The 21,085-nt window shown below is 73.3% G+C and carries 21 protein-coding genes; 8 read left to right on the top strand and 13 right to left on the bottom strand.

Annotated elements, in window-relative coordinates; all coding sequences use genetic code 11:
• The first annotated feature begins 171 nt into the window (after positions 1-171).
• Positions 172-1,071, top strand: coding sequence for an NAD(P)-dependent oxidoreductase (locus tag CP976_RS04545; protein ID WP_308430114.1), 900 nt, complete (start codon positions 172-174; stop codon positions 1,069-1,071).
• Between the two features lie 18 nt (positions 1,072-1,089).
• A complete protein-coding gene (locus CP976_RS04540; RefSeq protein ID WP_150479130.1) occupies positions 1,090-1,512 on the top strand; it encodes a PPOX class F420-dependent oxidoreductase in 423 nt (140 codons plus the stop codon).
• An 18-nt stretch (positions 1,513-1,530) separates the two neighbouring features.
• On the opposite strand, the gene CP976_RS04535 is transcribed toward CP976_RS04540, so the two are convergent.
• The 3 genes from CP976_RS04535 to CP976_RS04525 are packed head-to-tail and all read right to left on the bottom strand — an operon-like array spanning position 1,531 to position 3,603.
• On the bottom strand, positions 1,531-2,439 hold the full coding sequence (locus CP976_RS04535; protein ID WP_150479129.1) for a phosphotriesterase family protein: 909 nt from the start codon (positions 2,437-2,439) through the stop codon (positions 1,531-1,533).
• Positions 2,436-3,014, bottom strand: a complete 579-nt coding sequence (locus CP976_RS04530) for a DUF4865 family protein (protein ID WP_150479128.1) — start codon at positions 3,012-3,014, stop codon at positions 2,436-2,438. Before CP976_RS04530 ends, CP976_RS04535 begins: the two co-directional genes overlap by 4 nt.
• A gap of 10 nt (positions 3,015-3,024) precedes the next feature.
• The gene (locus CP976_RS04525; RefSeq protein ID WP_167537274.1) at positions 3,025-3,603 is read right to left on the bottom strand and encodes a TetR/AcrR family transcriptional regulator; all 579 of its coding nucleotides are present in this window, start codon (positions 3,601-3,603) and stop codon (positions 3,025-3,027) included.
• A 148-nt stretch (positions 3,604-3,751) separates the two neighbouring features.
• Between CP976_RS04525 and CP976_RS04520 the strand changes: the two genes are divergently transcribed.
• Entirely contained in the window at positions 3,752-4,033 is a 282-nt protein-coding gene (locus CP976_RS04520) for an SHOCT domain-containing protein (RefSeq protein ID WP_150479126.1), read from the top strand.
• A gap of 206 nt (positions 4,034-4,239) precedes the next feature.
• On the opposite strand, the gene CP976_RS04515 is transcribed toward CP976_RS04520, so the two are convergent.
• Positions 4,240-4,773, bottom strand: coding sequence for an ATP-binding protein (locus CP976_RS04515; protein ID WP_190147066.1), 534 nt, complete (start codon positions 4,771-4,773; stop codon positions 4,240-4,242).
• 183 nt (positions 4,774-4,956) lie between these two features.
• Positions 4,957-5,280: a hypothetical protein gene (locus CP976_RS04510; RefSeq protein WP_150479125.1), complete on the bottom strand. Its 324-nt coding sequence runs from the start codon at positions 5,278-5,280 to the stop codon at positions 4,957-4,959.
• Positions 5,281-5,680: 400 nt separating this feature from the next.
• On the opposite strand from CP976_RS04510, the gene cds1 reads away from it, so the two are divergent.
• Positions 5,681-6,805, top strand: a complete 1,125-nt coding sequence (gene cds1, locus CP976_RS04505; protein WP_150479124.1) for an L-cysteine desulfhydrase Cds1 — start codon at positions 5,681-5,683, stop codon at positions 6,803-6,805.
• 31 nt (positions 6,806-6,836) lie between these two features.
• Here cds1 and CP976_RS04500 read toward each other — a convergent pair whose 3' ends face one another.
• Entirely contained in the window at positions 6,837-7,307 is a 471-nt protein-coding gene (locus CP976_RS04500) for an SRPBCC family protein (protein WP_150479123.1), read from the bottom strand.
• Between the two features lie 64 nt (positions 7,308-7,371).
• Complete coding sequence (locus CP976_RS04495) at positions 7,372-8,202, bottom strand: DeoR/GlpR family DNA-binding transcription regulator (RefSeq protein ID WP_150479122.1); 831 nt, start codon at positions 8,200-8,202, stop codon at positions 7,372-7,374.
• A 292-nt stretch (positions 8,203-8,494) separates the two neighbouring features.
• On the opposite strand from CP976_RS04495, the gene CP976_RS04490 reads away from it, so the two are divergent.
• On the top strand, positions 8,495-10,888 hold the full coding sequence (locus CP976_RS04490; protein ID WP_150479121.1) for a lipase family protein: 2,394 nt from the start codon (positions 8,495-8,497) through the stop codon (positions 10,886-10,888).
• Here CP976_RS04490 and CP976_RS04485 read toward each other — a convergent pair.
• The 4 genes from CP976_RS04485 to CP976_RS04470 form a co-directional block, all read right to left on the bottom strand.
• Positions 10,858-13,302, bottom strand: a complete 2,445-nt coding sequence (locus CP976_RS04485; protein WP_150479120.1) for a right-handed parallel beta-helix repeat-containing protein — start codon at positions 13,300-13,302, stop codon at positions 10,858-10,860. The genes CP976_RS04490 and CP976_RS04485 overlap by 31 nt on opposite strands.
• Before the next feature lie 227 nt (positions 13,303-13,529).
• The gene (locus tag CP976_RS04480; protein ID WP_150479119.1) at positions 13,530-14,135 is read right to left on the bottom strand and encodes an Rv1733c family protein; all 606 of its coding nucleotides are present in this window, start codon (positions 14,133-14,135) and stop codon (positions 13,530-13,532) included.
• Between the two features lie 176 nt (positions 14,136-14,311).
• Positions 14,312-15,139: an MOSC domain-containing protein gene (locus CP976_RS04475; protein ID WP_150479118.1), complete on the bottom strand. Its 828-nt coding sequence runs from the start codon at positions 15,137-15,139 to the stop codon at positions 14,312-14,314.
• Between the two features lie 45 nt (positions 15,140-15,184).
• Positions 15,185-15,607, bottom strand: a complete 423-nt coding sequence (locus tag CP976_RS04470; protein ID WP_150479117.1) for a DUF6643 family protein — start codon at positions 15,605-15,607, stop codon at positions 15,185-15,187.
• A gap of 297 nt (positions 15,608-15,904) precedes the next feature.
• Between CP976_RS04470 and CP976_RS04465 the strand changes: the two genes are divergently transcribed.
• Positions 15,905-17,167: a TerD family protein gene (locus tag CP976_RS04465; RefSeq protein WP_150479116.1), complete on the top strand. Its 1,263-nt coding sequence runs from the start codon at positions 15,905-15,907 to the stop codon at positions 17,165-17,167.
• A gap of 15 nt (positions 17,168-17,182) precedes the next feature.
• Here CP976_RS04465 and CP976_RS04460 read toward each other — a convergent pair whose 3' ends face one another.
• Positions 17,183-18,376, bottom strand: a complete 1,194-nt coding sequence (locus CP976_RS04460) for a glycosyltransferase (protein WP_150479115.1) — start codon at positions 18,374-18,376, stop codon at positions 17,183-17,185.
• A 39-nt stretch (positions 18,377-18,415) separates the two neighbouring features.
• Between CP976_RS04460 and CP976_RS04455 the strand changes: the two genes are divergently transcribed.
• Positions 18,416-19,201 carry a glutamate racemase gene (locus CP976_RS04455; protein WP_150479114.1) on the top strand — a complete coding sequence of 262 codons (786 nt, stop codon included), beginning with the start codon at positions 18,416-18,418 and terminating at the stop codon, positions 19,199-19,201.
• Between the two features lie 116 nt (positions 19,202-19,317).
• Positions 19,318-19,872 carry a hypothetical protein gene (locus tag CP976_RS04450; RefSeq protein WP_150479113.1) on the top strand — a complete coding sequence of 185 codons (555 nt, stop codon included), beginning with the start codon at positions 19,318-19,320 and terminating at the stop codon, positions 19,870-19,872.
• Between the two features lie 12 nt (positions 19,873-19,884).
• On the opposite strand, the gene CP976_RS04445 is transcribed toward CP976_RS04450, so the two are convergent.
• Positions 19,885-20,910: an O-antigen ligase family protein gene (locus tag CP976_RS04445; RefSeq protein ID WP_150485224.1), complete on the bottom strand. Its 1,026-nt coding sequence runs from the start codon at positions 20,908-20,910 to the stop codon at positions 19,885-19,887.
• Positions 20,911-21,085: the final 175 nt, after the last annotated feature.

Here is a 21,085-nt window from a genome sequence, read left to right as displayed (position 1 = left end):
CCGCGGCAGCCGCGTGAACAGCACGGTCTCCTCCGGCTCCCGTCCCACCTCGTGCTCAACGGCCATTCGGCACGGCTCGACGGGCTTGTCCGCGCCGCTTCCGGGAAGGCTCGCGCCTGAGCGGGCAGGCTGGACCGCAGGCGGCACGCCCGCACCGTACGAACGAGGAAGATGGACGTCATGACCGACAAGCTCACCGTGAGCGTCCTGGGCACCGGCATCATGGGCGCCGCGATGGCCCGCAACCTGGCACGCGCCGGGCACACCGTCCACGCCTGGAACCGCACCCGTGCCAAGGCCGAGCCGCTGGCCGCCGAGGGCGTGCACATCGCCGACACCCCCGCGCAGGCGGTCCGGGGCAGCGACGTCGTCCTGACCATGCTCCACGACGGCCCCGCCGCCCTGGACACGATGCGCCAGGCCGCGCCCGGACTGCGCCCCGGCGCCGCGTGGGTGCAGTCCACGACCGCCGGCGTCGAGGCCATCGGCGACCTCGCCGCCTTCGCCCGCGAGCACGGCCTGGTCTTCTACGACGCCCCCGTCCTGGGCACCCGCCAGCCCGCCGAGGCCGGGCAGCTGACCGTGCTCGCCGCCGGCCCCGTCGAGGGCCGGGACACGGTGACGCCGGTCTTCGACGCGGTCGGCGCCCGTACCGTGTGGGCCGGCGAGGACGGCGCGGCCGGCGGCGGCACCCGGCTGAAGCTGGTCGCCAACAGCTGGGTCCTCGCCGCCACGGCCGCCGCCGGTGAGGCCCTGGCGCTGGCGAAGGCCCTCGACGTCGACCCGCACGGTTTCCTCGACCTCATCGCCGGCGGCCCGCTCGACATGGGCTATCTGCACGCCAAGTCCGGCATGATCCTCGAACACCGGCTCACCCCGCCCCAGTTCGCGGTGACCACCGCGGCCAAGGACGCCCGCCTCATCGTCGAGGCCGGTGCGAGCCACGGCGTCCGCCTGGACGTGGCCGAAGCCGCCGCCGCCCGCATGGAGCGTGCCGCAGCCCAGGGCCACGGCGACGAGGACATGGCCGCCGCCTACTTCGCGAGTTTCGACGACAACCCGTCCGCCTGATCACCCTGGAGGTTCCCCATGTCCAAGCCGCCGCTGCCGCCCGAGGCCGACGCCCTGCTGAGCCGGCCCAACCCATGCGTCATGGCCACGCTCCGCTCCGACGGCACACCGGTCTCCACCGCCACCTGGTACCTGTGGAAGGACGGCCGGGTGCTGATCAACCTCGACGAGGGCCGGGTCCGCCTGAAGCACCTGCGCCGCGACCCGCGCGTGACCCTCACCGTTCTCGCCGACGACAACTGGTACACCCACGTCACCCTCATCGGCCGCGTCACCGAGATGTACGACGACAAGGACCTGACCGACATCGACCTGCTCTCCCGGCACTACGGCGGCCGGCCTTACCCGAACCGCGTCCGGCCCCGGGTCAGCGCCTGGATCGAGGTCGACCGCTGGCACGGATGGGGCGAGATGAAGGACAACGACCAGGCCGCGGGCTGAGACCGGCCGGCGACGCCGTCAGCGCCACCGCACGGCGAACGCCCGGCCCGGGTTCTCCCTGAGGATGCGCCCCACCAGGTCCTCGCCCACCGCGTGGACGAGCCGGGGGCGCACCCGGCGCAGCAGATACGGCATCCCTGGACCGCCGCCCACCGAGCGGGCGGCGGCCGTCGTGGTGTCCGCGCCCAGCAGCAGCCGGTCGCCGAACCCGGCGTCGGCGAGGGCCCGTACGGCGTCCGGCATCCGCCAGTCGGTGGCGTGGTGGGCGTGTGACGGACCGTCAAAGGCCAGATAACACCCGGACTCGGCGGCCTGCCGGTGCACCACGAGATCGGGGGAGCGGTTGAGGTGCCCGAGCACCACGCGATGCGGCGGCACCCCCAACTCCCCGCACAGCAGGTCCAGTACGTCCAGCGCCCCGGTGCCCAGCTCCAGATGCACGGCGACGGTCGCGCCCGTGGCGTGATGCGCCTCGGCCGCCGCCGTCATGGTCCAGCGGGCGTGCGCGTCCAGGGCGTGGAAACCGCCCGCGACCTTGACGAGCCCCGCCCGCACCCCCGACGCCCCGATACCCTCCGTGAGTTCCGAGACGAAGACGTCGGCGAGCCGGCCCCGCAGCCCCGCGAGCGTGTCCTCGTCGTAGTGGACGGCCTGGTGCAGCCCCGTCGCCGCGACCACGTGCACCCCGGTCTCCCGGGACAGCGGCGGCAGATCGGCGGCCCGCCGCCCGAGCCCGTACGGCGTCCACTGCACCACGGCACCACCGCCCTGCTCCCGGAACGCGACCAGTTCCGCCCGTGCCGCCGCCACGCTGCGCAGCTCCTGGCCGGGCAGTCGGGGACTGCCGAAGAACAGGTGGTCGTGGGCGTCGCACACGCCCAGCTCCCCGGGCGGCACGTCCCCCAGCACCGTGCGGACCGCGCTCACCACCGCCGCCCCCGGGGCAGCCGGTCCAGGCCCGGTGCCGACAGGTGCAGCACCTCGAACACGTCGCCGTCGGCCTTGGGGGTGTCGTGTTCCCAGAGGGAGAAGTGCACCAGCTCCCAGCGGCTCGTGTCGACGGCGGCCGCGGCGAGCACGGCCCCGTCCTCCGCCGCCAGCCGCCGGGCCTCCCGCACCGCGTCCCCCACAGCCTCGGCCAACCGCCCCGAAGCTGGGACGGGTTGGCGCCGCCGTACCGCGAACCGCGCGTGCGAACCGCCCCCTTCCTCGTACGCGAGCCCCGTCCACTGCCGTACGGACGGCCGCCCGAAGTCGTCGCTGAGCCCCTGGAACCCGCCGCCCCAGAGGAAGGCGTTCATGCCTTCGACGGTGTTCCACAGGTAGAAGGGCGCGTACTGGTCGACCGGCGAGCCGCGCAGACCGCGCTCGCGTATCAGGTAGGCCTTGACGCCGAGCCCGTCCCAGTCGTCGAGCAGATGCCCCAAGCGGGCGACACGGTCGCGGATGACGCCCATGTCGTAATCGGCGGGCAGAGTGAGCTCGTACTGCATGGCGTGCATTCAGGTCTCCTCAGGCGGGGCGGGGTGCCAGCAGCGACAGCAGGCCCCGCACACCCGTGTCGAACGCGGCGGGGGAGCCGGAGGCGCGGGCGAGGACGTAACCGCCCTGGACCGTCGCGACGACCGCCGCGGCGATCTCCTCGCCGTCCAGCGAGGGCGCGAACTGGCCCTGCTCCTTGCCCTCTTCGACGATCCCGGCGATCCGCTCGCGGATCCAGTCGAGCGTCTCGTCGACCGGGGCGCGCAGCTCGGCGCTGGCGATCACGTCCGGGTCCATGGTCAGCCGGCCGATCGGGCAGCCCCGCAGCACATCCCGCTCGCGGCGCAGATACGCCTCGATGCGCTCGTACGGCGTTCCCGGCCCGTCGAGCACTCCGGCGGCGACAGCCCGCATCTCCTCGGCGGTCCGCCGGATCGCGGCCAGCGCGAGGTCGGGCTTGCCCTTGAAGTGGTGGTACATGCTGCCCTGCCCGGCGCCGGCGCGTTCCAGGATCGCCTTGGGGCTCGTGCCCACGTAACCGCGCTCCCACAGCAGCTCGCGGGTGGACTCGATCAGCCGTTCCGAGGTGCTCATGCACCTACTGTACATACCAGTAGTTACAGAAATCGACCCGGCGCCTACCCCTCAGGGCGTAGGCGCAGTGTCGCTGGACGTACGACGACCGGGGGCCCCTCGTGGGGCGACTCTCGAAAGCGACGCACAGACATCCGGCACGGCGATCGAGGAGTGGGACGACATGCAGACCCTGGCACACTTCGGCGACAGCGGCCCCGGACCGTGGATCCTGTTCTTCCCGGTCCTCTGGGCCCTGCTCATCGGCGGCGGCATCGCACTGCTGCGCCGCACCGTGTGGCGCAGCCACCGCGGTTGGCGGCAGCCCACGGTCGAGAACGACTCGCCCATCGCCGTACTCGGCCACCGCTTCGCTTCCGGCGAGATCGACGAGGACGAGTACTGGCGCCGACTGTCCGTACTGAACGAGGAGTTCGGCCGCACGGCCAAGGGTGGAGGTGCCTGAACATCCGGCCGGATGCCACGCGTCGCCCCGGCCGGATGCCACGCGTCGCCCCGGCCGGATGCGACGCGTCGCCCCGGTCGGATGCCACGCCGGGAAGGCGGCGGGCGCACGCCGAGTGGTTCCGCGCCGCCGTCACCGGGTGACGTGCGCGCGGCGGCGAACGTCACCCGGTGGCAACCGCCGTGCGAACGGTGGTCACCGCCCGGTCAACCGGCAACGGCGGACCGGGCGGGAGCATGTTCGGGCCGTAGCCCGTCGGTGGTGTGCCCGACCTCCGCGAACCTGCGCGCGGGTTTCTCCAGGACCGTGCGCCGGGCCCGGCGCGACGGCGCCGCGACCGGGGCGGAGGACGTCGGGAGGGTGAACCAGACGACCTTGCCGGACTCGCCGTCCGGCCGGACGCCCCAGCTCTCGCTCATGGCGGCCACCATCGCGAGCCCGCGCCCGCAGGTCGCCAGCGGCTCGGCGTCGTCGATCACGGGCATCCGTGGGTCGTGGTCGCGCACCGAGACCGTGAGCCGGTCGAGCAGCAGCTCTATCTCGACGGTGCACGTCTTGTCGGGCTGGGCATGCCGGTGGACGTTGGACAACAGCTCCGTCACGCCGAGCGAGGCCCGGTCGATCAGAGCGTCCAGATGCCAGTAGCGCAACTGCGCAGAGACGATTCTGCGGACCTGGCCGATCCGCGACGGCAGGGCTTGGAGCTCCACCGTGCAGTGCCTGCTTGGATAGCTGATCACGGCTGCGACTCCCCGACGTGAGGTCCGGAAGAACACGGAGTTCGGATCCAGCAGGGCGCCTTCGTGACGCTGTCGCCCGCTGTCGTGGCCGGCGGGCTGGTTCGCAGCGTTATCGCCGGTAAACCCAGAGTGACGTGAGACCAGAGTGGCGCAGGGGGTAAGGGACCGCAACTCGCGGACATCTCAGTCGCCGCGCCCCGCCGCCCTGCGCACGGCCTCGATGAAGCGCCGTGCGGCCGGCGGCCCCGGCTCGCCCGGAGCGGGGTCGTGGTCGCCCATGGTGAGCAGGTACCGATTGCCGTTGAGGTCCGCCGTGGCCCGGTCATCGGGGCCGAACCAGGGCCTGGAGGCGCGCACCGCCTGCACCGGCGCGCTGTCGATCTCGCTGCCGTAGCTGGTCAGCAGCTCGAGCCGGCCGCCGCTGATCCGGACCTGTCCGGCCCGGGTGAGCGAACGCAGCCGCTTCCCGATCCGCACGCCCGTGGCCCTGAACTCCGGCTCGGCCATACCACCCGCCCCCTTGTGCGCGTCGGTGCACCGGCCGCCGCTCTCCGCGGTACCCGGCACAGGCTCGTGTCCTGATCCAGTGTGCCCCCGTCCGGATGCTTGCTCCGGTTGGTGCTTCGACCCCTGCCGGTACCCCGTTCGGAGCCCCGGTCCCGCGGTGAAGTCTGCCCCCACCCGGCGTCGAGCACCAGTGCAGCAGACCCCCTCTCCTGGGGGCGCCTGGAGCACACACCCAAGTGCGCCCCCCTGATCACGCGCCCCCTTGCCCCGGGCCCTGCCCCAGGGGGCGCTTTGGGGGGCTCAAAGGTGCGTTTATGCAGGTGAGAAGCGTGAGGAAGGTGCATATGATCGGGGTGTCGGCCGCGCGACGCGTCGTCGGCGCGCAGCGTTAGGAGCCCCCGTGAGCACTCCCCAGCAGACCCGGACCGGTGTGACCCTCGACGTCGACCACAGCGACGCCGCCTACCGCGCCTGGCTGAAAGAAGCCGTCCGCAGAGTCCAGGCCGACGCCAACCGCTCGGCGGACACGCACCTGCTCCATTTCCCCCTGCCGGAGCGGTGGGGGATCGACCTGTACCTGAAGGACGAGTCCACCCACCCCACCGGCAGCCTCAAGCACCGGCTCGCCCGCTCCCTCTTCCTCTACGGCCTCTGCAACGGCTGGATCCGGCCGGACCGTCCGGTGATCGAGGCCTCCAGCGGCTCGACGGCCGTCTCCGAGGCGTACTTCGCCAAGCTCATCGGCGTGCCCTTCATCGCCGTCATGCCGCGCACGACGAGCGCCGAGAAGATCCGCCTCATCGAGTTCCACGCCGGCCGGTGCCACTTCGTGGACGACCCCCGCACGATGTACGAGGAGTCCGCCCGCCTCGCGGCCGAGACCGGCGGCCACTACATGGACCAGTTCACCTACGCCGAACGGGCCACGGACTGGCGCGGCAACAACAACATCGCCGAATCCATCTTCCGGCAGCTGCGGATGGAGCGGTTCCCCGAGCCGGCGTGGATCGTCGCCACGGCGGGCACCGGCGGCACCTCGGCGACCCTCGCGCGCTACGTCCACTACATGCAGTACGACACGCGCGTCTGCGTGGCCGACCCCGAGAACTCGTGCTTCTTCGAGGGCTGGACCACCGGCGATCCGGACGTCACCTACGACTGCGGCTCCCGCATCGAGGGCATCGGCCGGCCCCGTATGGAACCGAGCTTCGTGCCCGGCGCGATCGACCGGATGATGAAGGTGCCCGACGCGGCCAGCGTCGCCGCGGTACGGGCACTGGAGCGCGCCATCGGCCGCAAGGCGGGCGGCTCGACCGGCACGGGCCTGTGGAGCGCGCTGAAGATCGTCGCGGAGATGGTGTCCGAGGGACGGCAGGGGAGCGTCGTGACGCTGCTGTGCGACCCGGGGGACCGGTATCTCGACAAGTACTACTCGGACACCTGGCTGGCCGCCCAGGGGCTGGACATCGAGCCGTACACGGCCGCGATCGACTCGCTGCTCAAGACGGGCGTCTGGCCCGACTGACCCGAGACCCCGGGCCCGCCGACAGGCGGTGCTACGACGCAGCCAGCCTCCGGTCCAGCGCCGTGACGGCGTCCCGGAAGGCCTTGGCCTGAGCCGCCCGCACCGGCCTCAGGGCGAGCCGGTACGCCGCCGTACCGTCGGTCGCGAACGTCCACCGCACCCGGGTCCCGGTACCGGCCGGGGCGAGCCGCCACTCCTCGGCGATCGCCCGCACCCCGGGCACGTTGGTGACGTCGACGCGATAGGCGTACACCTCGGGTCCCTCCGCCGCGATGACCGACTCGCGGAACCGGACGCCTCCCATGAGGCGGATGTCGCGCCCCTTCCCGCCGTCGATCGGACGGGCGGCCGTCACCTGGGGGAACCAGCCGACCCAGCCGGGCACGTCCTCCAGCGCGCGGTAGACCGCCTCCACCGGAGCGGAGATCTCCCGCTCGGACACATGCCGTACGGGCGCGGTCCCGACGAAGTCGAGCCCCACCGGGCGCAGACGGTGAGCCATGGACGAAGCCCTCCTCGTACGGGATCGGGCGATGACCGGCAGCGTCACCCTAGCTGGCGCCCCGTCAGATGTCTGCCGCTTCGTCGGGCTCCCCGGCCACCACCAGCCGCCGCAGATGCTCCACGACCACCCCGCGCGCCTCGTCCGGCAGGCCGGCGTCCGTCACGAGCGTGTCGATCCGCTCCAGCGAGGCGAACGAACTCAGGCCCACCTTGCCCCACTTGGTGTGGTCGGCGACCACCACCACCCGCCGGGCCGACTGCACGAGCCGCCGGTTCGTCTCCGCCTCCGCGAGGTTCGGCGTCGACAGGCCGGCCTCGACCGATATGCCGTGCACCCCGAGGAACAGCAGGTCGAAGTGGAGCGCCGCGATCGCCTGGTCGGCGACCGGCCCCACCAGCGAGTCGGACGGGGTGCGCACACCGCCGGTCAGCACGACCGTGGCCGCGCCCTGCCGCGGACCCGAGGTGCGCTGCGCCGCGTGGAAGACGTCGGCCACCCGCACCGAGTTGGTGACCACCGTCAGGTCGGGCACGTCCAGGAGCTGCTGTGCCAGCGCGTACGTCGTCGTGCCGCCGGACAGGGCGATCGCCGCGCCCGGGGCGACCAGCTTGGCCGCCGCCCGTGCGATGTCCTCCTTGGCGGTCAGCTCCAGCCCCGACTTGGCCTCAAAACCCGGTTCGTGCGTACTCGCCTCGACCACCGGGACAGCGCCGCCGTGCACCTTCTCCAGCACGCCCTGGCGGGCGAGCGCGTCGAGGTCGCGGCGGACCGTCATGTCCGACACGCCGAGCTTGCGCGTCAGCTCGTTGACCCGGACACCGCCCCGGCGGCGGACCTCGTCGAGGATCAGGGATCGCCGCTGCTCCGCGAGGAGGTTCTGATTCTCGCTCACGTACGCTCCGGTCCTTTCGCCTCAATGCCGTCCGACACGTCCTACGCACCTGCCGCAACCAGGGCATTCTCCCCCGGCTCCGGTGCGCGGACGCCCCATCCTTGCATGTCGCGGCGTCGGCGGCGCCACCGACCGCTCGTCGCGTACATGCCACCCGGGGCCTCGCTCGTCGCTCCGCAGTGTTACGGATCGGAGAGATTCCGTGACGGGAGGTGTGCGGCGCCGCGGAAGTGGAGATCCTTGTGCCCGCACGGACAGAGCCGACGGCGTGTCACGGGGGAAGTGCGAATCAGTGGAACGTGCACGGGAACATGACTCGACCGGCGGGCCCGACCAGCCCGCCCGGCGGCCCGGTGAGACCGGGACCGCCCTGGAACTCCTGGTCCACGGCGTGGGCGGCACCACGCCGCAGGAGATGCTCAACGATCCGCGCACGGTGCGGATCACCGGCGACGGCATCGCGGCCGTCTTCCGGCGCGCCGACGACGTCGACGCGGAGAAGAGCGCCGACGACCGCCGCCGCGACGGACCGGTGCCCGAGGCCTACGTCTGGTGCAACCTGACCTCCGGAAACGGCACCCGGGCCCTGTGGCTGTTGCTGCTGCCGTTCATGGTCGTCAACCTCGCCCACTGGATGCGCCCCAGCGCCCGGGGCCGCCGCCGCACGGTGCGCCTGTACGGCCTCCTGGTGCGGCTCACGGGGCTCACCCTGACGGTGCTGCTCGTCGCGGCGGCCTGCGAGGTCGCCCTCGACCTGGCGGCCTGGCAGTGCGCGGGCACGCGCGCGTGCGCCGACCGGCACTCCTGGCTGGGCTTCCTCTCACCCACCGTCTCGGACGGCGGCTGGTGGAGCAGCCCCGGCCGCAGGCTCGCCCTGGCGTCCTTCGTCCCGACCGCCCTGACCGTCCTGCTGTGGTACCTGTCCCGGCGCACCTGGAGCGACTACGAGTCCCAGCAGCCGCTGGCCCGCGACCCCGAGCCCGAAGACGACGGCGGCGGCACGACCGCGCTCGGCCGGCCCGGCTTCTGGTACGGACGCCGGCTGGTGGCCCGGCTGCGCGCCGCGCACACCGCCGCCGGGCTGGTCACGGTCGCCGCCGCGGTCGCCAGCGCCGCCGCCCGCCACGACCGCCGGCCCGGCGGCCCCGCCGTACTGAACATCCTGGGCCTGCTCCTGGAGGCGGCCCTCGCGGCCTGCGCGGTCGCCGTGGTGTGGGTGGTCTGCCGCCGGGGCCGCAGCGAGAGACGCATCGACCGGGAACTCGACGAGCGCTTCGTACGGCGCCTGCCGCTCGCCGCCCTCGTCCTGCTCGCCCTCGCCCTGCTGTACGCGGGGTGGGAGCGCCCCGGCTGGGAGTCGGCCGGCCGGCTGCCGGGTGATGCCACCTTCGGCGGTCTCGCCCTGGTCCAGGGCCTGCTGGTGATCGTCCTCGCCGGCGTCGCCCACGCACTGCACCGCACCGACCCCGACCGGCGGGCCGTGCTGCGGGGTCTCGGCGGACCGGCCGTCGCGATGCTGGCCTGCGCCCTGGGCGGGGTGATGTCCGGCGGTGTGTCGCAGCGCGTGTCCGACTGGCTGGACGGCACCGGGACGTCGATCGACGGCCCGCCCGTCCTGCTGACCTGGCAGGCGTCCGTGATCCCGCCCCTGATCGTGGTGCTCCTGGTGCTCTTCGGCTGGCTGGCCCACCGCGCCTGGCAGCTCGCCCGCGCCGAACGCGAGGCGGTGGCCCGCGACTACCCGGACGAGGCCCAGGACCGCGCCCGCACCCGCCGCATCGCCTACACCCGCGCGATGGCCTCCCTCACCGACCGGGGACCCCGCATCGTCGCCGTCACCTCCGGCGTCACCCTGCTGCTCGGTGCCGCAGCCCTCGTGGGCGCCATGGCCACCGACGAGACGCCCGGCGAGGCGGCGCGGGGCACCTACCCCCTCGTCCACGGCGCCGCCGAGACCGCCCAGGCCCTCGGCTCCTGGCTGATCGGCCTCGGCTTCATACTGTTCGTCACCTGGGGCAGGCGCGCCTACAAGGACGCCGCCGCGCGGCGCACCATCGGCATCCTGTGGGACGTCGGCACCTTCTGGCCGCGCGCCGCCCACCCCTTCGCCCCGCCCTGCTATGCCGAGCGCGCGGTGCCCGACCTGACCTGGCGGATCGCGACCTGGACCCGCGTCACCGGCGGACGGCTGGTCATCTCCGGGCACTCGCAGGGCAGCGTGCTCGCCGCCGCCGCGGCCTGGCAACTCACGCCGTCCACCCGCAAACGCGTCGCACTGCTGACGTACGGCTCCCCGCTGGAGCGGCTCTACGGCCGCTGGTTCCCGGCGCACTTCGGCCCCGCCGCGCTCGGTTCCCTGCACCGGGAGGTCGACTGCTGGCGCAACCTGTACCGGCTCACCGACCCCATCGGCGGCCCGGTGCGTCTGCCCGGCAACCACGACCTCGGGGTCGACCACGTGCCGCTGCAGGATCCCCTCTCCTACGGCCGCAACGACCTGCACCCGCTGCCCGCGCCGATCCTCGGCCACTCCGACTACCAGGCGGACCCGGCGTTCGCCGAGGAGCGCCGCAAGCTGCTGGCCCGGCTGCGGCCGGACCTGCCGGCACCGCGGCACACGGCCGAGCAGCCCTGCCCCGATCCGGAGGCGGATCCTCAGAGCAACTCGGGCAGGTCCTCCGCGTAGAGCAGGGTCAGGTCGTCCGTGCTCGGCTCGGCGAACTGGGCGACCCGGCTCGCGTGCCGCTCCACCATCGCCTCGAAGGTCTGCCGCGCGGTACGGCCGTTGCCGAACGCCGGGCCCTTCGGGAGCTCCGTGAAGTACGTCCGCAGCGCCTGAGCCGCGCCGGGCGCCAGCCGGTACTCGTGCTCCTCGGCCTGCTGCTCCACGATCCGCAGCAGGTCCTCGGGGCCGTAGTCGCTGAAGGTGATGGTCCGCGAGAACCGGGACGCCACACCGGGGTTGACCGAGAGGAAGCGCTCCATCTCGGCCGTGTAGCCCGCGACGATCACCACGACCGCGTCCCGGTGGTCCTCCATCAGCTTCACCAGCGTGTCGATGGCCTCCTTGCCGAAGTCGCGGCCCGCGTCCTCCGGGGACAGCGCGTACGCCTCGTCGATGAACAGCACGCCGCCGCGCGCCTTCTCGAAGGCCTCCTGCGTGCGGATCGCCGTCGAGCCGATGTGCTCGCCCACCAGGTCGACCCGGGACACCTCGACCAGGTGGCCCTTCTCCAGCACACCGAGGGACGCGAGGATCTCGCCGTACAGCCGCGCGACCGTCGTCTTGCCCGTACCGGGGGAGCCGGTGAAGACCAGGTGCCGCTTGACCGACGCCGCCTTCAGGCCCGCCTGCTGCCGGCGCCGGCCGACCTCGATCATGTCCGTGAGGGCGCGCACCTCGCGCTTGACGCTCTCGAGGCCGACCAGCGCGTCCAGTTCACCGAGGACGTCCTTGGAGCTACGGGCCGACTGCTCGGGCTCCGCGACCGGGGCCGGGGCCGGAGGCTCCGGTTCGGTGCGCTGACCAGGGACGGCGCCCAGCAGGCCGCCGGGGGAGTGGCTCACCGTCTGCACAGCCGTCTCCCGCGCCCCGGGCGTCCGCAGCCCGCCGCTCTCGTCACTGGTGCAGTCCTCGACGAGCGGGCCCGCCCCGGACGCCGCGTCCGCGCCGCTGTCCGCGAACTCGTAGCCGCCGCGCGCGCACCGCTCCGTGCGGCACTTCCGCAGCGTCGTACGGCTGCCGTCGATCACATGGAAGCCGTAGCCGCCGCTGCCCGTCACCCGGCAGTTGTGGAAGCTGCCGCGGCCTCCGGCCGACACGTACACACCCGCCTCCGCGGGTGAGTCGATCGTGCAGCGCTCCACCGTGGGGTCGGCGCCCTTGGTGACGATGACGCCGGTCTGGGTGCCGTCCAGCGTGCAGTTGCTGAGGGTGCCGCCGCTGCCGTGGTCGCGGAACCAGGCGCCCGTCGCCGCGTCCCGGATCCGGCAGTCGTCGAGCTGGGCTGTCGCACCGTCGCTCACCGACACGGCCGTATTGCGCACCTGCGACAGGTCGCTGTCGACGACGTCGGCGCGCGAGCCGCGGTCGAGGACGAACAGGGCGTCCGGCACGTCGTGCACCCGGCACGAGTCGAGCACCGCGGTGGCGCCGTCGCTCACCCACACCGCCGGGTAGTCGCCCGTGCTGTCGAAGATCTCGCACTGGTTGGCGTCCACGCGCGTGCCCGGGTCCCACACCGACAGGCCGTTGCGCCCGAACTGCCGCACCGTGGTGCGGGTCAGCGTGAGCACGGAGCGGGAACGCAGGTCGACCGCGTTCTCCGGGATGTCGTGGATACGGCAGTCGGCCAGCGTCAGCACGGCGTCCGTGTCGAGCGTGACCCCGTCGGCCGTCGTGCGGTGAACATCGCAGTCGGTGAGGTGCGCGGTGGCCCGGCCGGTGATCTGCACACCGCTGCCCCGGACCTCGTAGATCTCGCAGCCCACCGCCTCCAGCGCCGAGTTCTCCCCGGTCGCCGACAGGCCCGAGCCGGAGGTGTGGTGCACCCGGCAGCGCTCCAGACGGGGGTGGGCGCCGCCGCGCACCGCCACGCCCGCCTGGCCGGCCGCGACGACCTCGCACTCTTCGAACACCCCGCCCGCGCCGTCGAGTACGGCGATGCCGATGCCCGCCGGATTGTCGACGGCGCAGCGCCGGACCGTGGGCCGGGCGTTGCCGCGCACCTCGATCCCGGCCGCCGACCGCGTGACCACCCGGACGTTGCTCAGCTCCGGAGTGCCCTCTTCCACCAGCACCGCCGGGGCGGCCGCGTCCTGGCCCTCCACATGCAGGTCCTGGACCACCGCCGAGGCGCGCACGGTCAGCGGCACGCCGTCCACGGGCGCGATCCGCACCGAGCCGGGGGAGCCCTCGGGGCCGCGCAGGGTCACCGCACGCTGCACGACGAGGTTCTCCCGGTAGGTGCCGGGGGCGACCGTGAGGACGTCTCCGTCGGCCGCGGCCTCCAGGGCAGCGGCGAGCGATGCGTACTCACCCGTGCGGCGCCGCCACCGCGACGTGCCGGTGTGCGTCACCTGGACCGTGCCCTGTGCCATGGTGTAGCTGTGCCCCCACCTCGGTCGTACTGATGGCTCGTTCGCCTTCGGGACGCTGCCACCGGTGTCGGGACCGCGACCGGGCCGGGCCCCTCGGGCCTGCGCGCGCACGCGGCATCGAAACCGGCGCGCCCCTCCTGCTCGCTCGCGCGCGGGTGTGCCGAACGGTTCGGCCGGACCACCGTAGCGTGCGCGCGGGTGGTGGGTTGACCAGAGCCGGAAGGCTGTCAGCTGCCGGTGCCCGTCCTGCCCCAGTCCGGGCCCGCCTTGTCCCATGCCTGGTCCCAACGGGCGTACCGGCGGCGGACCATGCGCCAGACGATCAGCCGTCTGCCGCCCTCGACGAGACCACCGACCGCCAGGGCCGCGCCGAAGCCGGCGAGGACCGCGTGCGTCGACGCCGTCGCGGAGTCGAGGGGGCGGGCCACCATCTGGCCGTGCCGGTCGGTCCATATCCGGAACGTGTCGCCCTGCTGCGGGTCCTTGAGGCCCGCCAGCACCGGGCCCTGATGTGCGGTGCCGTCCGGTGCCGTCCAGTCGGCGAGGACGCGGTTGCGCAGATCCCGGCCCGTGGAGGTCTCCGGATCGGCGTCCAGCGGGGAGGGGTCGAGCTTGCGGACCACTGTGGCCGTCACCAGATGCCGCGCTTCGTGCTGCTCGCGGACGGAAGCCTGGAGGGCGTCCCGGGCGGCACCCCCGACGAGGGAACCGGCCACCGGCGCGGCCAGGAGGATCAGCACCAGGGCCGCCAGCGCCAACCAGGCCTCGGCCAGATCGGTCGCGCGGCACAGCGGGTTGCGCCGCCAGCGCCAGAGTCCCCTGATCGCTCGCACCGCCTGCACCCCCTTCCCCGCTCCGTGATAACCCCCTGCCGAGCCGTCCACGCGCCAACCGGGTGAAGAGAGAGCGAAATCACCTCTCACCGGCGACTCTCATGAACTTCTCACACAAGCCCAACGCCCGGGCGCTTGGGGCGGTTCCCGCCCGGGGGCGCCGACCGCCGACCCCGCTACTGGAGGATGCTCACCGGATCGCCGACCCGGATCGTGCCCCGGGACAGGGGCACCAGGTTCTGCCCGAAGACCAGCTTGCCGTCGAGCCGCCGGTGCCGCCCCAGGCTGTACAGGGGCTCGCGGCCGCGCTCGCCCGTGCCCTGGTCCGTGGTGGTCACCACGCACCGTCCGCAGGTCTTGGCGACGCGGAAGGACACGTCCCCGATGGCGAGGCGCGACCAGTCGTCCTCGGCCCAGGCGCCGGTGCCCGCCACGACCACGCTCGGCCGGAAACGGTTCATGGGGAGCGGGCCCTCGTCCGCGTGATCGCCCTGCGCGATCAGGGCGTTGAGGGCCTCGAGGGAGGCCGTCGTGGTGAGCAGCAGCGGAAAGCCGTCGGCGAAGGACACGGTCTCGCCCGGACGCGCGTACTCCGGGTCGACGGGCCGGCGCGTGGCCGGGTCGTCCATGTACACGAGACGCGCGTCGATGCCGAGATAGGCACTGCACCAGGCGTGCGCGGCCTCGTCCTCGGCCGGGACCGCGTCGACCTTGTCACGGAAGATCTCCACCGGCACTGTGTCCAACGGCCTGGGAACGGGCACCGTCAGGGGCTCCATGCCGGGTGCGGACAGGCGAACGCCGCCGTCCGGCAGAAGCTCGGCGGCGGCCAGGGCGAGGCGCGGATGCCGACGCTGCGTGAGGACCTTCTCCCCGTCGTCGACCAGCGCCCAGCGCCGGTCCCCGGTCAGCCCCCAGGGCTCCACGACGGCCTCCCGGGGCGCGAGGCCCCGGACCGCCTTGACCGGATGGACGTGGATCGAATGCAGGTGCGCGTTCCCCATGGGGCCATCGTGCCAGCCGGCACCGACAGCCCCCGGGCGGGCGGCTCAGTAACCGCGGTACTGCTGGTTGTTGTACGGGTCCTGATAGGGAGCCTGGGCGGGCCGGGGAGCCGCGGGGCGCATGGCCTCGTAGCCCGCGGGTGCCGCGGGGCGCGGCTGCTGCGGGCCGGGGTAGCCGCGCGGTGCGGTGGCCTGCTGCGGGATGTACGCCGCCGGCGCCTGCTGGAGCGGGGCGGGTTGCTGCGCCTGCGGATAACCGTAGGCGGGCTGGGACGGGGCTGCCGGGAGAGCGGGCAGCGCCGACGGGAGGGCGGGCAGGTTGCCGCCCGGCGTGTCGTACTGAGCGGGGACCCGGATCGGAGCGATCTGCGGGGTGCCCCGCTCGGCGACGAGCTTGTCGTAGATCGGGGTGTCCGGGAAGGAGGCGGAGTAGTAGCCGCCGCCATAGGTGGAGCGGGGGGAGGTCATGGCACATAAGTTAAGCCCACGATGTGCTGGTTGGGGAGACCGATAAGAGGGTTGTTTTCCGTGTCCGCAGTGACCGGGTATCCCCAATGCGAGCGAACTCGGCAAAAAGGGGCGCCGAACAAGGCTCCGATCGTGTAAAGGCCGAGTTCCGGGTGGGTTACCAGGGGTTGGCCACCGGGCTTCCGCCCGCGGCGCATGAGAGTTCGCCGCGGGGGAGGAATAGGTTGTGCGAACGGAACTCGACGGACGGCCGGGGTGTGCCCGGCGCGGTGACACGCAATGGGGGCGGACATGCAAATGCTGAAAGGTTCAAATACTGCGGTGCCTACCGCGGCGCTGCGGGTGGAATTGGGCTGGCGGGCCGGACCGGGTGTGCCCGACGCCGACACCTCCGCTTTGCTGCTGGTAAGCGGAAAGGTCCGCTCGGACGCGGACTTCGTCTTCTACAACCAGCCCGCGCACTCCTCCGGCGCGATCCGGCACGACGGCAAGCGCAACGCCGACGGCCGGGTGACCGACACGCTTATCGTCGACCTCGCGCGCGTGGAGCCCGAGGTCGAGACGATCGTCCTGGCCGCCTCTTCCGACGGCGGCGCGTTCGGGCAGGTCCCTGGCCTGTACATCGAGGTCCAGGACGCCGCCCAGGGAACCCCGGTCGCCCGCTTCGACAACCCGGGCGCCACCACCGAAACCGCTTTCGTCCTCGGCGAGTTCTACCGCCGTCAGGGCGCCTGGAAGTTCCGTGCCGTCGGCCAGGGCTACAGCAGCGGACTCGAAGGACTGGCCACGGACTACGGCATCACGGTGGACGAGCCGCAGCAGGCGGCCCCGGCTCCGGTCCCGGCCCCCGCACCTCCCGTCGCCGCGCCCTCGGCGCACACGCCCCCGCCGGCCGCGCCCCCGGCGGCACCGCCCGAGCCCGTCCGCCTCACCAAGGTGACGCTCACCAAGGCGGCCCCCTCCGTGTCGCTCACCAAGCAGGGCGGCACCTCCGGTGCCCTGCACGTGAACCTCAACTGGCAGGTCCGCAAGCAGTTCTCGGGATGGAGCAGCAAGTTCGGCCGCCCGGCCGCGATGCACTCCGACCTCGACCTCGACCTGTGCGCGCTGTACGAACTCACCGACGGCAGCAAGGGCGTCGTACAGGCCCTCGGCAACGCCTTCGGGGCGCTGCACCAGCCCCCGTACATCCACCTCGACGGAGACGACCGCACCGGCGCCGTGTCGACGGGTGAGAACCTCACCGTCAATCTCGACCACAAGAACGACTTCCGGCGCATCCTCGTCTTCGTCACCATCTACGAAGGCGCCCGCTCGTTCGCCGACCTGAACGCCACCGTCACCCTGCGGCCGCAGCACGGCGCCCCCATCGACTTCTCCCTCGACGAGTGCACCGTTCCCTCGCCCGTGTGCGCGCTCGCCCTGATCACCAACACGGGCGGCGACCTGGTCGTCCAGCGGGAGGCGCGCTACCTCGTGCCCGAGCGCGGGGTGAGTCCGCAGCGGACCGTCGACTACGCCTACGGGTGGGGCATGAACTGGACCCCCGGCCGGAAGTGACTCCTCCCGCGGCCGTCAGCCCTCGTCGGCCACGGCGTCCGGGCGGGCGTAGGTGCGGCCCTTCCAGGCCGCACCGCGTCCCTGATAGTGCCGCACCGCCGAGTCGACCGTCATGAGGAGATAGAGGAACGCGGTGAACGGCAGCAGGGGAGCGAGCCACAGCGGCTGCCGGTAGTAGCGGAGCATCGGCACGTACGTCCCCGTCATCACGATCCAGGCCGCCCCTCCGACGACCGTGGCCGCCGCGTTCCCCGCCACCAGCCCCACCACGACCGCCGCCGGCGGCACCAGGTACACCAGCGCCAGCCCGGCGACCGTCCCGGCCAGCAGCAGGGGGTTGTGCCGCAACTGGGCGTACGCGCTGCGCGACACCATCCGCCACAGGTCGCCCAGCCGCGGATACGGCCGGACGCTGTCCACCCGGTCGGCCAGCCCCAGCCACACGCGGCCGCCGCCGCGCTTCACCGCCCGCGCCAGGGCCACGTCGTCGATCACGGCATGGCGGATCGCGTCCGGGATCCGCGCCCGTTCGGCGGCCTCCGTCCGCAGCAGCACGCAGCCACCGGCCGCGGCCACCGTGCGCGTGCCCTCTCTGCCGATCCGGCGGAAGGGGTAGAGCTGCGCGAAGAAGTAGACGAAGGCCGGCACGACGAACCGTTCCCACGTGCTCTCCACGCGCAGCCGGGCCATCTGCGAGACGACGTCGAACCCACCGGCACGGGCCGCAGCCACCAGTTCCCGGAGACTGTCCGGCGCGTGCGCGATGTCGGCATCCGTCAGCAGCAGGTACTCGGGATCACGCGCGCGTGCCAGGCCGATTCCGTGGCGCACCGCCCACAGCTTGCCGGTCCAGCCCGCGGGCGGCTCACCCGGCGAGCCCACGGTCAGCGGCAGCCCGCCGGTCCCGCGTGCCAGTTCACGCGCCAGGTCACCGGTGCCGTCCGTACTCCCGTCGTCGACGAGGAAGACCTCCGCCCGCCCCGGGTAGTCCTGCCGGAGCAGCGACGGCAGCGCGGCGGGCAGCACCGCCGCCTCGTCGCGGGCCGGGACGACGACGCACACGGACGGCCACGCGTCCGGGTCCCGGCGCGGCGGCAGCCGCACATCCGTGCGCCAGAAGAAGCCCTGGCAGAGCAGCAGCCACAGCCAGGCGAGAAATGATCCAGCGGCAGTCCACACAACGGCGCTCACGCGCGCAGTCTGCCCCACCGGAACGGCCCGGGACCGCTCATCGTCTATCGTGACCGGGTGAAGATCGCGCTCATGGACTCCGGAATCGGTCTGCTGGCGGCCACCGCCGCGGTGCGGCGACTGCGCCCCGACGCCGATCTCGTACTCTCCCTGGACCCCGACGGCATGCCGTGGGGCCCGAGGACCACGGAAGACCTGACCGAGCGCGCCCTGGCCGTCGCCGAGGCGGCCGCCGCGCGCCGCCCCGACGCCTTGATCGTCGGCTGCAACACCGCGACCGTGCACGCGCTCACCGCCCTGCGCGCCCGTCTCGAACCGGAGCTTCCGGTCATCGGCACCGTCCCGGCGATCAAGCCGGCCGCGGCCGGCGGCGGACACCTCGCCATCTGGGCCACCCCGGCCACCACCGGCAGCACGTACCAGCGCACCCTGATCCGGGACTTCGCCGACGGGGTCCCCGTCACCGAGGTGCCCTGCTGGGGTCTCGCCGAGGCCGTCGAACGCGCGGACGAGGCGGCGATCGACGCCGCCGTGTCCGCGGCCGCCGCACTGACGCCCGACGAGGTGACCACCGTCGTCCTGGGCTGCACCCACTACGAGCTGGTCGCCGAGCGCATCCGGGCCGCCGTACAGCGCCCCGGCCGGCCGCCCCTCGTGCTGCACGGCTCCGCGGGCGCCGTGGCCGCGCAGGCCCTGCGCCGGCTCGGCGAGCAGCCCGCGCCGGGGGCCACGCCGCACGGCACCCTGACCGTCCTGCTGAGCGGACGCGAGGGCACGCTCCCCGCAGCCGCCCTGGCGTACGACGAAGGACGGCTGTTGCAGGCGGTCACGCCGGCCGGCTGACCGGCACCGGTCTCCGAGCGTCGTCGGTCTGCCGGATCCGCGCCCGCCGCCCGGCCGGCGCAGTCACGCTCCGCCATGAGGTACCAGCGGAGCGAAACCTGAGTAACCTCATAGGCATGAGGGACCACCGCCACGGCGAGCACGCTCCCCACCCGCACCCCGACGTCTGGACGGGCCGGGCCACCAACCGGGTCCAGTGGCTGCTGGCGCTCATCGGCGCCGCCTGCATGGCACTGGGCATCGAACTGGCCGTCGACTCGGCGTGGACGTCCGGCGTCGTCCCACTGGTCATGGCCGTGGTCGGCTGCATCGCCGCCGGGCTGCTGGTCCTCTTCGGAACGCTCGCCTTCGTGCATGTCGCCCTGCGGGTCGACGAGCAGCACCTGGAGGTGCGCTGCGGCCACATCGGCCTGCCCCGCCGCCGCATCCCGCTCTCCGATGTGGCGGGCGCCACGTACATCTCGCACGTCACTCCCCGCCACTGGGGTGGCTGGGGCTACCGGTGGCGGCCGGAGAAGGGCACGGCGGTCGTCGTACGACGGGGTGAGGGCGTCGTGCTGGAACTGTGGGACGGACACACCTTCACGATCACCGTGGACGACGCGGAGGCGGCCGTACAGGTCATCAAGGCGCGGCTGGGGCGGACCAAGCCGGGCGCTGCCGCGCACTGAACGGGCTTCCGATCACCACGCCGGGGTACGTCCGGCGCCCCTGGAACGTGTGTCCGGAGCGGTGCCCGCCGGTTCGGCGACGAGCGGCCGGGCCGTGGCCATGCCCGCCAGCAGTCCCGCACCCACCGACACCGCCGTGAAGCTGAGCGCGTTGCCGATCGCGGCGATGGCCGCCAGCGCCGTCAGGGCCGCGCCCGCGGTGAGCGCCACCGGCGTCGGGCGAGGGCCGCGCCACAGCGCGTACAGCACCCAGCCGAACGCCGCCGCCAGCAGGACCACACCGACGAGCCCCTGCTCGGCCGCCTGCTGAAGGGGTGCCGAGTGGGGTTTGCCGTCGGACAGCAGTGACTGTGCGGACGTCGTGCTCAGCTCCCCGAAGCGCCCCGGGCCGATCCCCAGGGCGGCGTCGTCGCGCAGCAGATGCCAGGCGTCCTGCCAGAGCTGTACGCGGTGCGGCGTGAGCCGCTCTTCGACGGCGGTCACGAGCCCGCCCGGTACGGCCCGCGCCGCGACCGCCCACGTCAGGCCGGTCACCAGGACGGCGACCGTGCCCAGTATGGCGAGGCCCGCGCCGCGGTGCCGGGTGCGGCCGGCGGCCAGCGAGCACAACAGCACCGCGACCGAGGCGACGCAGCCGGTGGCCGACCCGAGCACGGCCGCCAGCACCGCCGTCCCGGCGGCCAGCAGCCGCAGGGCGAAGCGCACGGCCGGAACACGAGCGGCCCAGGCCGCGCAGCACGCGGCACCGGCCGACAACGTCAGCACGGCAGCCGTCGCCCCGGCATGCCCGAGAGGTGTCGCGATCTGCGGGCCCGGCGCGAGATGCGGAACGGCCACGGTCAGCCCGACACCGGCCAGCGCCCCGGCGCAGGGCGCGCCGACCGGCAGCAGCGCCCCGCCGATCCGGCCGGCGGCGTACCCGGCCGCCACGGCCAGCACCGCGAGCAGCACACCCTCGGGCCGGCCGCCGTGCACCGCCGCCGTGATCAGGGACCAGCCGGCGCAGGCCCCCAGCACCACGACGCCCGCCGCGTCCACAGCGATCGGTCTCTCACCGTCCGCGTCCTGCCCGGACGCGGGCGTCAGCCCACTGGAACCCACCCCGCCCCGCCCCCCGCACCGCGTCGCCCCCGACCTGTGAAGGCCCCGGTCGCACAGGCCGCCACCGGCCGCACGACTGAGGCTTCGGGACACCGTAGCCGCTGGTGGACGG

It is taken from the genome of Streptomyces coeruleorubidus (assembly GCF_008705135.1).
GTDB lineage: Bacteria > Actinomycetota > Actinomycetes > Streptomycetales > Streptomycetaceae > Streptomyces > Streptomyces coeruleofuscus.
This window is presented reverse-complemented; position numbering and strand designations above follow the sequence as displayed.

Coding starts and splice junctions, on each gene's coding strand:
- CP976_RS04540 (WP_150479130.1), top strand. CDS start 1,090: ATGTCCAAGCCGCCGCTGCCGCCCGAGGCCGACGCCCTGCTGAGCCGG.
- CP976_RS04510 (WP_150479125.1), bottom strand. CDS start 5,280: ATGGCCGAGCCGGAGTTCAGGGCCACGGGCGTGCGGATCGGGAAGCGG.
- CP976_RS04500 (WP_150479123.1), bottom strand. CDS start 7,307: ATGGCTCACCGTCTGCGCCCGGTGGGGCTCGACTTCGTCGGGACCGCG.
- CP976_RS04475 (WP_150479118.1), bottom strand. CDS start 15,139: ATGGGGAACGCGCACCTGCATTCGATCCACGTCCATCCGGTCAAGGCG.
- CP976_RS04545 (WP_308430114.1), top strand. CDS start 172: ATGGACGTCATGACCGACAAGCTCACCGTGAGCGTCCTGGGCACCGGC.
- CP976_RS04450 (WP_150479113.1), top strand. CDS start 19,318: ATGAGGGACCACCGCCACGGCGAGCACGCTCCCCACCCGCACCCCGAC.
- CP976_RS04525 (WP_167537274.1), bottom strand. CDS start 3,603: ATGTACAGTAGGTGCATGAGCACCTCGGAACGGCTGATCGAGTCCACC.
- CP976_RS04465 (WP_150479116.1), top strand. CDS start 15,905: ATGCTGAAAGGTTCAAATACTGCGGTGCCTACCGCGGCGCTGCGGGTG.
- CP976_RS04530 (WP_150479128.1), bottom strand. CDS start 3,014: ATGCACGCCATGCAGTACGAGCTCACTCTGCCCGCCGATTACGACATG.
- CP976_RS04485 (WP_150479120.1), bottom strand. CDS start 13,302: ATGGCACAGGGCACGGTCCAGGTGACGCACACCGGCACGTCGCGGTGG.
- CP976_RS04470 (WP_150479117.1), bottom strand. CDS start 15,607: ATGACCTCCCCCCGCTCCACCTATGGCGGCGGCTACTACTCCGCCTCC.
- CP976_RS04520 (WP_150479126.1), top strand. CDS start 3,752: ATGCAGACCCTGGCACACTTCGGCGACAGCGGCCCCGGACCGTGGATC.